General features: G+C 73.1%; 12 protein-coding genes and 1 pseudogene. 4 read left to right on the top strand and 9 right to left on the bottom strand.

The features are described from left to right. A pseudogene (locus tag BCD48_RS04855) lies at positions 1 to 847 on the top strand (serine/threonine-protein kinase); the annotation flags it as partial. A gap of 131 nt (positions 848 to 978) precedes the next feature. Here the strand turns inward: BCD48_RS04855 and BCD48_RS04850 are convergent. The 5 genes from BCD48_RS04850 to tal all read right to left on the bottom strand — a co-directional run bounded on the left by BCD48_RS04850 (position 979) and on the right by tal (position 6,433). After that, positions 979 to 1,512 carry a hypothetical protein gene (locus tag BCD48_RS04850; RefSeq protein WP_198543078.1) on the bottom strand — a complete coding sequence of 178 codons (534 nt, stop codon included), beginning with the start codon at positions 1,510 to 1,512 and terminating at the stop codon, positions 979 to 981. A 146-nt stretch (positions 1,513 to 1,658) separates the two neighbouring features. After that, on the bottom strand, positions 1,659 to 2,429 hold the full coding sequence (gene pgl / locus BCD48_RS04845; RefSeq protein WP_071047015.1) for a 6-phosphogluconolactonase: 771 nt from the start codon (positions 2,427 to 2,429) through the stop codon (positions 1,659 to 1,661). After that, positions 2,429 to 3,457 carry a glucose-6-phosphate dehydrogenase assembly protein OpcA gene (locus BCD48_RS04840; protein WP_071047014.1) on the bottom strand — a complete coding sequence of 343 codons (1,029 nt, stop codon included), beginning with the start codon at positions 3,455 to 3,457 and terminating at the stop codon, positions 2,429 to 2,431. Before BCD48_RS04840 ends, pgl begins: the two co-directional genes overlap by 1 nt. 49 nt (positions 3,458 to 3,506) lie before the next feature. Further along, the gene (gene zwf, locus BCD48_RS04835; RefSeq protein WP_071047013.1) at positions 3,507 to 5,042 is read right to left on the bottom strand and encodes a glucose-6-phosphate dehydrogenase; all 1,536 of its coding nucleotides are present in this window, start codon (positions 5,040 to 5,042) and stop codon (positions 3,507 to 3,509) included. Between the two features lie 287 nt (positions 5,043 to 5,329). Beyond that, positions 5,330 to 6,433: a transaldolase gene (tal, locus tag BCD48_RS04830; protein ID WP_071047012.1), complete on the bottom strand. Its 1,104-nt coding sequence runs from the start codon at positions 6,431 to 6,433 to the stop codon at positions 5,330 to 5,332. A 278-nt stretch (positions 6,434 to 6,711) separates the two neighbouring features. On the opposite strand from tal, the gene BCD48_RS51055 reads away from it, so the two are divergent. From BCD48_RS51055 to BCD48_RS04820, 3 genes are all read left to right on the top strand, one after another. Continuing rightward, complete coding sequence (locus BCD48_RS51055) at positions 6,712 to 6,885, top strand: hypothetical protein (protein WP_157910432.1); 174 nt, start codon at positions 6,712 to 6,714, stop codon at positions 6,883 to 6,885. Between the two features lie 371 nt (positions 6,886 to 7,256). Continuing rightward, positions 7,257 to 8,126 (top strand): heme o synthase, encoded by an 870-nt coding sequence (locus BCD48_RS04825; RefSeq protein WP_071047022.1) that lies wholly within the window; start codon positions 7,257 to 7,259, stop codon positions 8,124 to 8,126. A 53-nt stretch (positions 8,127 to 8,179) separates the two neighbouring features. After that, positions 8,180 to 8,362: a hypothetical protein gene (locus tag BCD48_RS04820; RefSeq protein WP_131803779.1), complete on the top strand. Its 183-nt coding sequence runs from the start codon at positions 8,180 to 8,182 to the stop codon at positions 8,360 to 8,362. Between the two features lie 85 nt (positions 8,363 to 8,447). On the opposite strand, the gene BCD48_RS04815 is transcribed toward BCD48_RS04820, so the two are convergent. The 4 genes from BCD48_RS04815 to BCD48_RS04800 form a co-directional block, all read right to left on the bottom strand. Next, positions 8,448 to 9,479 (bottom strand): COX15/CtaA family protein, encoded by a 1,032-nt coding sequence (locus BCD48_RS04815; protein ID WP_241841513.1) that lies wholly within the window; start codon positions 9,477 to 9,479, stop codon positions 8,448 to 8,450. A gap of 46 nt (positions 9,480 to 9,525) precedes the next feature. Beyond that, entirely contained in the window at positions 9,526 to 10,359 is an 834-nt protein-coding gene (locus tag BCD48_RS04810) for an ABC transporter permease (RefSeq protein WP_083418183.1), read from the bottom strand. Beyond that, positions 10,356 to 11,279: an ABC transporter ATP-binding protein gene (locus BCD48_RS04805; RefSeq protein ID WP_083418182.1), complete on the bottom strand. Its 924-nt coding sequence runs from the start codon at positions 11,277 to 11,279 to the stop codon at positions 10,356 to 10,358. The genes BCD48_RS04810 and BCD48_RS04805 overlap by 4 nt, the downstream gene beginning before the upstream one ends. 77 nt (positions 11,280 to 11,356) lie before the next feature. After that, positions 11,357 to 11,938, bottom strand: a complete 582-nt coding sequence (locus tag BCD48_RS04800) for a helix-turn-helix domain-containing protein (RefSeq protein WP_071047010.1) — start codon at positions 11,936 to 11,938, stop codon at positions 11,357 to 11,359. Positions 11,939 to 12,094 lie beyond the last annotated feature (156 nt).

Below are 12,094 nucleotides of genomic sequence, written 5' to 3'. Positions count from 1 at the left end.
AGAGCTGGCGCCTGAGCACCCCGAATCCGCGTCGGCGTCGCCTGGGCTGGGAGGCGCCTCGCCGCCCGCTCCGCCGGGGCCGGCCCCGCGCTCCGCCTCCGCCCCGGGCACCCGGCCGCCCGGGGGCCCGGGCGTCGCGCCGGTGCTCCTGGGCGCGCTGGACCCGACGCCCGTTGGCACCCGCGGCGACGGCGGGAATGGCGGGGATGGCAGCCGTGCCGCCCTTCGCCGCCTGTGGCCGCTGCCCGTTCCGCTCGGGCTGGCCGCCGTGGTCGCCGTCCTGCTGCTCGTCGGCCTGGCCGCCTGGGGGATCGGGGAGGCGCGTGGTGGACCTGGCCGTGCGCAGCCCCGCTCCACGCCGACCGGGACGGCGGCGTCCGGCGGCGCGACGGCCGGTGCCGTGCCGGGTACGGAAGGAACCGCCGGGACTGGTACCGCCGGGACTGGCACCGCTGCGGCCGCCGGCGCCGGCGCCGTGCCGGTGCGGATGCTGGGCCTCTGGCACGGCACCGTCACGCAGGGCGTGGACATATCCGGCGTGGATCTGAACGGTACGACGTTCACCCTGCCCCCGGTCCGCTTCGAGGTCACGCTGGAGATCCGCGGTGGTGAGCTCAACGGGACCGTCGGCGTCTCCAGCTCATCGGAAGGCTGCGAGGCGGACCTTCTTCTGCGAGAGATCGGCATCCGGCAGATTCAGGTCCAGGAGTTGATAACCAAGAGCAACGAGCTGTGTAACGGCGCCTACCGCCTCCGGTTGACCCTCAACGACGATGGCACCCTCGACTACTTCTACGACGCCACCTACATCACCTCCGCGGGCATCGCCACCCTGACCAGGTCCTAGGCGGACGCGCCCGGCCGGGCCGCGCATCAGGTCTGCCGGAGCGGCCCCGGAAGGCCGTCGTGCGCGGGCGCGGCTGCCGCCTGTACCCGCGGCTCGCGGCCTGGATGCGTTTCAGGACCGGATTCGGCGGGCTAGCGCCGGCCACCGCCGCGGCGGGCGGTGTCCCCGCGGCGCCTGGCCTGGGGGACGGTGGCGGCCGGTTTCACCGGGACATCCCAGGCCAGTGCCAGCTCGCCGCCCGGCGGGAGCGTCTGCCACTGGTCGCGCAGCTCGCGTAGCCGCCCCACGGCCGCGGCCCCGCGGGCGGGGTCGAACGGGGGTGCGCCGGTGCCGATGGTGCCCCAGGCGGCGGTCAGCGCCGCCGGGGCGCTCTGGTCCCCGTCGTCGAGCGCCCGGTGGACGGCGCCGGCCACCACCTCGGCCAGCATGATGTGCCGTTGGTTCGCGGCGAGGATCGCCCGCGACCGCCGCGCCGCGTCATGGCGAGGACGGCCGGCGACCACCCGCATGCTGGCGAACACGACGCCGGACGCGACGCTGCCCCAGAATCCCTGGGCCATCCGGAACTCGCGCTCGGCGACGAAATGCGCGAGGTCATGCGGCACGGAGTACTTCCGGTCGTAGGACTGGAGTCGCAGGGTCACCCCGTCCGGCCGCGCGATCAAGGCGACCGATCCGCCGCTGCGCGTCTCATCGGGCGAGAAGGTCACCAACACGAGATCAAGTCTGAGCTCCGCCCGCGATCTCCGCAACGCGATTTCGCCGCCGCGCCGCCCCGACGCAATCGGCACGGCGTCGAGCGGAGCCGGCCCTATCCCGCCAGACCGGCGCGGGAGGCGGCGGCGCGGTCGACGAGCCAGAGGGTGCGCTCCAGGCCGCGGGCGCCGGCCGCGGGCAGGTCCAGCGCGTCGGCACCGGCGACAGCCGTGGCCACGGCGTCCGCCTTCTCCTCGCCGGCGGCGATCACCCACACCTGCCTCGCGGCCCGGATCGTCGGGAAGGTGAACGAGATCCGGTTGGGCGGCGGCTTGGGGGATTCGCGGATGGCGACGACTGGCTCGGCCGCGGCAGCCGCGGGAGAGTGCGGGAAGATCGACGCGATGTGGCCCTCGGGGCCGATGCCGAGCAGCAGCACGTCGAACGCCGGCACGGCCGCGCCCGCCGGCGCGCGTGCGGCGAGCGCCGCCGCGTAGTCGGCGGCGGCCTGCTCCGGCTCCACGTAGCCGCCCGCGGCGCCCACGGACCCGCCCGCCGAGGTGAGAGCTCCCACCTCGAATACCCGCTTCTCGTCGACCGGCACGTGATCGAGCAGCGCCTCGCGGGCCTGGCGGGAGTTGCGATCTGGGGAGTCGGCGGGGACGAACCGCTCGTCACCCCACCAGACGTCCACCTTTGACCAGTTGACCGCGTCCAGCGCCGGGATCGTGCGCAGGGCGCGCAGCAACGCGATGCCGATGCCGCCGCCGGTCAGTACCAGAGATGCCTCGCCGCGCTGAGCCTGCGCGTCGACCAGCGCGGTGACGAGCCTGGCGGCGGCGGCCTTCGCGAGCAAGCCGGCGTCCGGGTGCACGATCAGCTCCATCAGCTGCCGCCTTCCGCCACCGGCCCGCTCTTGGCCGTGGCTGACGCCGTCGCGGGCGTCGCGGGCGGCTGCTCCATGGGGTCCTGCCAGATGTGCTCGCGGTGCCCCGAACGACCCGCCAGGTCCGGGATGCCGCTCCAGGCGGACAGCGCCTCCGCGTAGATGACGTCGTGGTCGAGGCGGCGCAGCTCCTCGGCGAGCAGGTCGCCGACGTCCAGCTGGCGCAGCGGCAGCCGGCGGGGCGGTACCCCCGGCCTGGTGATGTTGCCCGAGCGGGCGTCGGCGCGGGACACGGCGACCTCACCGTCGTCCACGGCCACGCGGACAGCCTGGATCCCGCGTTTCCCGGTGCCGACCACGTCGACCGGCACGCCGAGCTTCGCCCGCAGCCACCCGGCGAACAGATGGGCGCTCGGGTCGGACGGGTCGGCGTCGATGTGGGCCGAGCGCGGCCGGTCGGCACGCCCGTCGAAGGCGGCGGCGAGCAGCGTGCGCCAGCCGGAGATCCTCGTCCAGGCGAGATCGGTGTCGCCCGGCTCGAAGTCGGCGGCGCGCAGCTGCAGGGCCGCCAGCGGGTCGGGCGCCCGGTCGCAGTCAGTCACCCGCCGGTCGGCGAACACCCCCAGCGGGTCGAACGCGATCCGGGTAGGCGGCTCGTCCTGCCACCAGGTGACCACCGGCGCGTCCGAGGCCAGCAGCGGCAGCACCACCGACTCGGCGTGCAGCGCCAGCCGGCCGTACATCCGCATCACGATCGCCTCGCCGGGGCCGAGCCGCCCGCCGATCGAGACCTCGGCGTCCAGCCGCGGGTGCGGCGCGTCGATCTGGCGGCGCACCACGATCAGCAGCCGGCACGGGTGCGCGGCCGCGGCGGCGGTGGCCGCGCTCTCCGCGGCGGCGACGTTCTTCTCGTCAACGACCACGACGAGCGTCAGCGCGAGCCCGAACGCGAGCGCCCCCGCCGCCCGCCGCTCCGCCGACAGCGCCTTGACAACCGCCGACCCGGTGGTGTCCCAGAGAGTGGTCACAGCAGGCTCCTCGCCAGGTCGATCGGCCGGGGTATCGCAACCTGTGGGTTCACGGCCGGCGCCAGCGCCTGCCGTCGCGGGCCAGCATCTCGTCGGCGGCGGTCGGTCCCCAGCTGCCGGACCGGTACGGGAACGGCTTGGTGGTGGCCCAGAACTCCTCGAGCGGGTCGATGATCCGCCACGACTCCTCGACCTCGGCGTTGTCCGGGAACAGCATCGCGTCGCCGAGCAGGACGTCGAGGATCAGCCGTTCGTAGGCCTCCGGCAGCGCCTCGGTGAACGCCTCGCCGAACAGGAACTCCATCGCGACGTCGCGGACCTCCATCGCGGTACCGGGCACCTTGGAGCCGTACTTCAGCGTCACGCCCTCGTCTGGCTGCACCCGTACGACCAGCTGGTTGTGGCCGAGCTCGGTGGTGTCGGTCGCGTCGAAGGGCAGGTGCGGCGCCTGCTTGAAGCTGATCGCGATCTCGGTGACCCGGCGCGGCAGGCGCTTGCCGGTGCGCAGGTAGAACGGGACGCCGGCCCAGCGGCGGGTCTCGATGCCGAGCTTCACCGCGGCGTAGGTCTCGGTCGTCGAGGTGGGCGGGATGTTGTCCTCGTCGAGGTAGCCGCGCCCACGCTCGCCGGCGAGCCAGCCCTGCTCGTACTGGCCACGGATCGCGTAGTGGGCCAGGTCGGTGGGCAGCGAGACCGCGCGCAGAGTCTTGATCTTCTCGGTGCGGATCGTCTCCGCGCCGAAGCTGACGGGTTCCTCCATCGCGGTGAGCGCCAGCAGCTGGAGCAGGTGGTTCTGCAGCACGTCCCGGGCGGCGCCGGTCTCGTCGTAGAAGCCGGCGCGGGTGCCGATGCCGACGTCCTCGGCCATCGTGATCTGCACCGAGTCGACGAACTGGGAGTTCCAGATCGGCTCGAACAGCGTGTTCGCGAACCGCAGCGCGAACAGGTTCTGGACGGTCTCCTTGCCCAGGTAGTGGTCGATCCGGAACACGTCCGCCGGGCCGAACACCTCGTCGACGAGCGAGTTGAGCTCGCGGGCGGACTTCAGGTCGTGGCCGAACGGCTTCTCCACGACGACGCGCCGCCAGCCGCCGGCCTTCTCCTCGTCGGCCAGCCCGGTGCGCTCCATCTGCTTGAGCACCACCGGGAACGCCGACGGCGGGATCGACAGGTAGAACGCGGCGTTGCCTTGGATGCCGTGGCTGCTCTCGAGGCTCGCCAGCTCCTGAGCGAGCCGGTCGAAGCCGGCGTCGTCGTCGAACGAGCCGCGCACGAACCTGATCGACGACGCCAGCCGGTCCCAGGTCTCCTCCCGGAACGGCGTGCGGGCGCCCTTCTCCGCGCACTCCCTGGCGAACTCGATGAAGGGCTCGTGGCCCTCCCAGTCGCGGCGGGCGAAGCCGAGAAGCACGAACCCGGGCGGCAGGAGGCCGCGGTTGGCCAGGTCGTACACCGCCGGGATGAGTTTCTTGCGGGATAGGTCCCCGGTGACGCCGAACACCACCAGAGCGCTGGCGTCGGGGAGCCGGGGCAGCCGGCGGTCTCGCGGATCGCGCAGCGGGTTGCCACCTGCCGTGGACGCCACCTGCGATTCCCCCTGTCTGTGCTGGCTGAGAGGTTGGCCTGAGTCCGGCGGCTGTGTCCGGTCCGGTCCGGCCTGGTCCGGTCTTGCCTGGTCTGACTGTGCGTGGTTCGGCTGCGCGGGCCCGCGGTCTGACGACCTGGCCGGGGCGCCGCCGGATGACCTCGCCCGCCCGCTACCTGGCGACGTCTGGGTTCTACCCGAGCCGCGGGCCGCCCGTTGCTCATTCGGCCGGTCTGGTCGGTCTGGTCGGGCCGGCTCGTCGCTCCCGCCGGCCCGGCGGCGGCCGGTCAGTGCGCCTCGAGCTGCCCGCGGACCGCGTCGAGCAGCTGGTTCCAGGAGTCCTCGAACTTGGAGACGCCCTCCCGCTCGAGAACCTCGACCACGTCGTCCACGTCGACCCCGACGGCGGCGAGGGCCGCCATGGTCGCGTGCGCGTCGGCGTAGAACGGCCGGATCGTCTCCCCAGGCACGTCGCCGTGGTCGCCGAACGCCAGCAGCGTCGCCTCCGGCATCGTGTTCACGGTCCCCGGCGCGATCAGCTCGCGCACGTAGAGAGTGTCCGGCAGCGCGGGGTCCTTCGTCGACGTCGACGCCCACAGTGGCCGCTGCGGGCTCGCGCCGGCGGCGGCGAGCGCCGCCCAGCGCTCGGTGCCGAACGCCTTCTCGTAGCGCTCGTAGGCCAGCCGGGCGTTGGCGATGGCGGCCTTCGCGCGCAGCGCCTTCGCCTCCGGGGTGCCGATCTTCTCGAGCCGCTTGTCGACCTCGGAGTCGACGCGGCTCACGAAGAAGGAGGCGACCGACTGCAGCTTCGAGACGTCGACACCGTTCGCGACCGCCTGCTCGACGCCGGTCATGAAGGCGTCCATCACCGCGTCGTAGCGGTCCAGCCCGAAGATCAGTGTGACGTTGACGCTGATCCCTGCCGCCAGCGTGGCCGTGATCGCCGGCAGACCCTCCACGGTGGCCGGGATCTTGATGAACAGGTTCGGCCGGTCAACCATCCACCACAGCGAGCGGGCCTCGGCCAGAGTCCGTTCGGTCTCGTGCGCCAGGCGCGGGTCGACCTCGATGGAGACTCGCCCGTCGACGCCGTCGCTGGCGTCGTAGGCGGGGCGCAGGACGTCACAGGCGGAGCGCACGTCCGCGGTGGTGATCAGCCGGATGGCCTCGCCCACGTCGACACCGCGCACGGCGAGGTCGTGCAGCTGCTCGGCGTACGCCTCGCTGGAGGTGATCGCCTTCTGGAAGATGGTCGGGTTCGTGGTGACGCCGACGACACTGTGCGTGCTGGCCAGGTCGGCGAGGTTGCCGCTTCGCAGCCGGTCGCGGCTGATGTCGTCCAGCCAGACCGCCACTCCGGCGGCAGAGAGGTCGGAGAGCGGGTTGGTCATGGTTGGTAGGTCCTCTCCGCGGGGAGACGCCGGGCACGGCGACTCCCTACCCGGTGATGCATGGCTCATCCGCGCAACCGCCGCCGGGTTGGACGGTCGCCCCACGGCCGGCCCCGTGGCCTTGGCCACGGCTCTCCGGCCGCTTCGGCCCGGGTGCGCGTACCTCCTGTGGCTCAGGCCGAAGGCCGCGCGATGATGGCGGAGCCTCGCGCGGCCGGAGGCCGTCAGATACGACCTAGTGTGCCCACCCGGGCCACCCTCGTGAACAGGGTGTCCGTATGAACACCTTGAGACCTCACGGCCCGGACAACGGATACGCCCGTGGCAACAACGACGGACGCCTGGTCATGCCGCCGGAGCGGGGTGGCGTGCCGGCGGACCGGCGGGGCGCCACCGCCCGGCCGGTGATCGCCCGTCTGGGCGGCGCGCCCGCGTGGCTGCCGGGCGGTTAGACTCCGACACGACGTAGAACGTGACAACGGTGCCGCTCCGCCAACCGGGATGAGAACGTGAGGTCGCCCTGTCCAGCCTGGCAGTCCTGCGCCGCCGGCAGGCCGCGCCGCGCCCGCGTGCGGCCGGTTCCGGCGGCCATCGGGCGACTGCCGCGGGCGGCCAGGCGGGCACTGTGACCACCGCCGCGGAACCCACCCAGACGTCGGCGACCGCGGGCGCCGTCGAGGTAGCCGACATGTCGACCGTTTCGGAGCCCGTTGCCCCGACCACCCGGATCCGCTCCGCCGATCCGGCAGGAACCCCGACACCGGCCGCGACGACCCCCGCCGCCGTGGCCCCTTCCGGCGCGGACGGTGGCCGCCTCGGGTTCGTGCTCGCCAAGGCGCGGGCGTACATCGCGCTCACCAAGCCGCGGATCATCGAGCTGCTGCTCGTCACCACCGTCCCGGTGATGATCCTCGCGGACCGTGGCCTGCCGTCGCTGTGGCTGATCGCGGTGACGCTGGTCGCCGGCACGCTCTCCGCTGGCAGCGCGAACACCATCAACTGCTACGTCGACCGCGACATCGACGAGATCATGGCGCGCACCAAGCGCCGCCCGCTGGTCAGGGCGACCGTCACCCCGGTCGAGGCGCTGTGGTTCGGCATCGTGCTCGGGGTCGTGTCCACGCTGCTGTTCGGGCTGCTGGTCAACTGGCCGTCGGCGCTGCTCGCCGACGGCGCGATTGCGTTCTACGTGTTCGTCTACACGCTGGGGCTCAAGCGGCGGACCCCGTCGAACATCGTCATCGGCGGCGCGGCCGGCTGCTTCCCGGTGCTCATCGGCTGGTCCGCGGTGACCGGGACGGTCGGGTGGGGCGCGGTCATCCTGTTCGGTGTCGTGTTCTTCTGGACGCCGCCGCACTTCTGGGCGCTGGCCATCAAGTTCAAGGACGACTACGCGGCGGCCGGCGTACCGATGCTGCCGGTCGTGGCGCCGCTGCGCGAGGTCGTCCGCAAGATCCTGATCTACTCGTACGTGATGGTCGCGACGTCGCTCGTGCTCTACCCGGTCGCCGACGCGGGGCTGCTCTACCTGGTCGTCGCCGCCGTCGTGGGTGTCTGGTTCCTGCTGGAGGCCCACCGGCTCGTCCGCCGGGTCGCCCGTGACGAGCCCGCTCGCCCGATGCGCCTGTTCCACTACAGCATCACGTACCTGACCATCCTCTTCCTCGCGGTGGCCGTCAGCCCGCTGATCTGACTCGTTGGTAACCGCCTCGCGGGCGGCACCCCGTGGGCCGTAAGCTGAAGATCATGAACAGTGAGTCCCCGGCCGAGGCGCGCTGGGCCGCCATGGAAGAGTCCTACACGCGGCTGCGGCGCGTGGACCCCGCTGGTTGGCGGGAGTACCTCGCCGAACTCCGGGAGTGGGAGAACCTGGGGACGGCGCCGGACACGTCCGCGGCGCTGGAGTACCCGGAGTACAACGGCGGCTGAGGCCGCGCCGCGGCGGTGTCCGGCTGTGCCGCCGGTGGCCGATGAACCAGCGCAATCCGTTGACAGCTAGTGGTTTTGTCCTGCCCTAGACACCTGTGACGACGGGTGCTGCCGGAAGCGCTGGCCGGGCACTCGCTGGTTCTTGCTCAGTGCTGGTTTCCGCGCTTGCTGGCGGCGCCAGCGCCGGGCGGTCGGGGAGGGCCAGCCAGAGGCGTAGGGCGGCTATCCACATCAGGGTGGCGCCGGCGACGTGGAGGGCTACCAGGCCGGCGGGGATGCCGAGGAAGTACTGGGTGAAGCCGACCGCGGCCTGGGCGACGATCGTCACCACGAGGACGTCGGCCCAGCGGCGGGCCTCCCGGGAGGCCTTGGCGATCCGGACGGCGAAGACCATCGCCACGGCGAGGCCGGTGACCAGCATCGCGCCGTCGGCGTGCACCTGAGCGACGTTGACGATGTCGAAGCCGAACCGCTTGGCCTTCTCGTCGTCGCCGCTGTGCGGCCCGGTGCCGGTGACGACCGTGCCGAGGACGAGGACTCCGGCGGCGGCGACGACCAGGACCCGGGCGAGCCAGAGCAGCTCGCGGCGGACGGAGACGGTGACGGGGCCCGCGCCCTGCCTCGCCCGGCGGTACAGCACCACGCCGTCGACGAGCAGCAGCATCGAGAGCAGGAAGTGCGCGGCGACGGTGGCCGGGTGCAGGTCGGTGAGCACGGTGATCCCGCCGAGCACGGCCTGGCCGACGAAGCCGGCCCACAGCCCGAGCGACAGCCACACCAGGTCGCGACGTTGCCGCCGGTCCGCCAGCCGCAGCGCCGCCAGCGGTGTGACCAGCATGAACATGCCCATCAGGATGCTGACCATGCGGTTGCCGAACTCGACCGCCCCATGCAGCGCGTACTGGCTGTGCGGCGTCCACGAGCCGTCACCGCACTGCGGCCACGTCGGGCAGCCGAGCCCGGAGCCGGTCAGCCGGACCGCGCCGCCGGTGACCACGATCAGCCCGAGGAACACCAGGCTGATGAGCGTGAGGACCCGGAACACCCGCGGGCTCACCGCCGGCAGCCGGTCCCAGAGGGCCGCGACCGGGTTGCTTCGACGAGCTGTAGAAGACATCGCGGCCATCCTATGTCCCGGTCGCCGGACACTCGCGCACTGTCGGCTACTCCCAGCGGAAGGTGCGGGCGGCCAGGGCCACCGAGGCCGCCGCCCAGCAGGCCAGGACGACGACCGGTCCCGCGCCCGGGGACGCGGCGTCGGCCAGCACGGCCCGCACGCCCTCGGACAGGGCCGCCGTCGGCAGGCCCTCGGCCAGGACGCGCAGCCAGCCGGGCAGCTCCGACAGCGGGAACACCACCCCGCCCACGAGCAACAGCAGCAGGTAGACGCCGTTGGCCGCGGCCAGGGTCGCCTCGGCGCGCAGCGTGCCCGCCATGAACAGGCCGAGCCCGCTGAAGGCGGTCGTGCCGAGGACCAGCAGCGCCGCCAGCCAGCCGATTCCGGCGGCGGTCCCGGGGAGCCGGGGCTCCCAGCCGAGCGCGAGCCCGACCGCGACGAGCAGCACCACCTGCAGGACCTCGATCGCGAGTACCGCGAGTGTCTTGCCGGCGAGCAGCACCCAGCGGGGCAGCGGGGTCGCGCCGAGCCGCTTGAGCACCCCGTAGCGGCGTTCGAACCCGGTGGAGATCGCCTGCCCGGTGAACGCGGCCGACATCACCGCGAGCGCGAGCACCCCAGGCACCAGGAAGTCGACCGAGTCGCGGCTGTCGGACGGCAGGACGTCGACGGCGGAGAAGAACAGCAGCAGCCCGATCGGGATGATCAGGGTGAGCAGCACTGACTCGCCGTGGCGCAGGTTGAGGGTCAGCTCCATCCGGGTCTGCGCGCCGAGCATCCGGGGCCACCGGGCGGCGCCGGGCGCGGGCCGCAGGTCCAGCGGGGCGCGGGTGGGCGCCTCGGCCGGGGCCAGGGTCCCCGCCGGATCGGCAACGCTCACGGGGTCAGCTCCGAGCCGGTCAGGTCCACGAAGACGTCCTCCAGGCTGCGCTGCTCGACCCGTACGTCGGTCGCCGGCACGCCGTTGTTCGCGCACCAGGCCATCACCGCGGCGACGAACGCCGCGTCGACGGTGCCGCTGACGATGTAGTGCCCGCCGGCGCGCTCGACGGCGCGCGAGCCGACCGGCAGCGCGGTGAGCAGCTGGTCGAGGTCGAGCCGGCCCGGCGCGCGGAACCGCAGCTCGCCGTCGGCGCCGCCGCCCTTCAGCTCGACCGGGGCACCGGCCGCGACCACCCGGCCGCGGTTGATGATCACGACCTGGTCGGCGAGCTTCTCCGCCTCGTCCATCGCGTGCGTGGTGAGGACCACCGTCACGCCGGCGGTGCGCAACTCCTCGACCAGGTCCCAGGTGTCATGGCGGGCGCGCACGTCGAGGCCGGCCGTCGGCTCGTCGAGGAACACCAGCTCCGGGCGCCCGACCACGGCCATGGCCAGCGACAGCAACTGCTTCTGGCCGCCGGACAGCCGCCGGAACGGCGTGCGGGCCGGGGCGCCGACGAGGCCCACCCTGGCGAGCAGCGCGTCGGGGTCGAGTGGGTGGGCGTGGTGCGCGGCGACGAGCCGCAGCATCTCCTCGGCCCTGGCGCCCGGGTACATCCCGCCGGACTGGAGCATCACCCCGACCCTGGGGCGCAGCCGCGGGTCCCTGGGGTCGGCGCCGAGGACCCGGGCCGTGCCGGCGTCGGCCCGCCGGAACCCCTCGCAGATCTCGACGGTCGTCGTCTTGCCCGCGCCGTTCGGACCGAGCAGGGCGGTCACCTTCCCGGCCGGCACCTCGAACGACAGCCCGTCCACCGCGCGGGCCTGCCCATATGTCTTGACGAGGTCGACGACCTCGACCGCCAGGATCTCGCCCACGCGCCGATCCTACGGCGCCCCCACGCCGGTCCCCTCCGCGTGATCCCAGGGCAGAGAGGTGACGCGATGTGCGGCGTTCAGCGGCGTGGCCCCTGACGCGGCAGCGTGGACGGCACGCCGGCACGCGGCCGGTCCGCGCCGCCACCCGGCCGGCGGCGGGCGCCGCCGGTGCCGGGGGATGGCTCGGCGGGGTCGACGAGGGCGCCCCAGGCGATGAGCCGCTCGTAGAGCAGCTCGGGGGTCGTCGAGTAGAGACGCGACAGCGACGTCAGGTCGGAGCGGCGCAGCCGGAGCACGTCGCGGGTGCTCTCCGAGCGCAGCACCTGCACGATCGCGATCCAGCGCCGCAGCGGGCCGGTGCGGGTCGGCGGGAGCTTGCGCAGCCGGCGCAGGTCGATCACCAGTGGCGGCAGGCCATCGGTGTCGCGGTGATCGGTGGTCGGGGGGACGAGCAGGGTCGCGGGCACGTCGTACAGCTCGGCGAGCTCGACGAGCCGGTGTACCCGCATGACCCGGCTGCCGCGCTCATAGGCGCCGAGGGTGCCGGCGGTCCATCGGCCGGCGGTGATCTCCTGCACGTCGAGCAGCGACAAGCCACGCCGGTTGCGGACCGCGCGCAGGCGCCGGCCGAGCTCGACGGCGTACTCCGAGTCGGTCACGGTCTCCGTCCGGGCGGCAGGGGCGAAACGGGAGCGCCAACCGCCCCTCGTGACAGACTGTCATGGTTCGGTTCCGCAGACAGTAGATTCGCCGAGATTTGCCAGCTCGATCGTGTGGTCCGTTCGTTGCCCCGCGCGGCGAAAGTCCTTTTTGTC

Origin of the sequence: Pseudofrankia coriaricola (genome assembly GCF_001854805.1) — a bacterium.
Taxonomy (GTDB): Bacteria; Actinomycetota; Actinomycetes; order Frankiales; family Frankiaceae; genus Pseudofrankia.
The sequence above is the reverse complement of the archived record's forward strand: the minus strand, read 5'-3'. Positions and strand labels throughout refer to the sequence as shown.

Bases quoted from the DNA above. Each gene is read 5' to 3' on its own strand.
- pgl (WP_071047015.1), bottom strand. From the start codon at position 2,429: ATGGAGCTGATCGTGCACCCGGACGCCGGCTTGCTCGCGAAGGCCGCC.
- tal (WP_071047012.1), bottom strand. From the start codon at position 6,433: ATGACCAACCCGCTCTCCGACCTCTCTGCCGCCGGAGTGGCGGTCTGG.
- BCD48_RS51055 (WP_157910432.1), top strand. From the start codon at position 6,712: ATGAACACCTTGAGACCTCACGGCCCGGACAACGGATACGCCCGTGGC.
- BCD48_RS04820 (WP_131803779.1), top strand. From the start codon at position 8,180: ATGAACAGTGAGTCCCCGGCCGAGGCGCGCTGGGCCGCCATGGAAGAG.
- BCD48_RS04815 (WP_241841513.1), bottom strand. From the start codon at position 9,479: ATGTCTTCTACAGCTCGTCGAAGCAACCCGGTCGCGGCCCTCTGGGAC.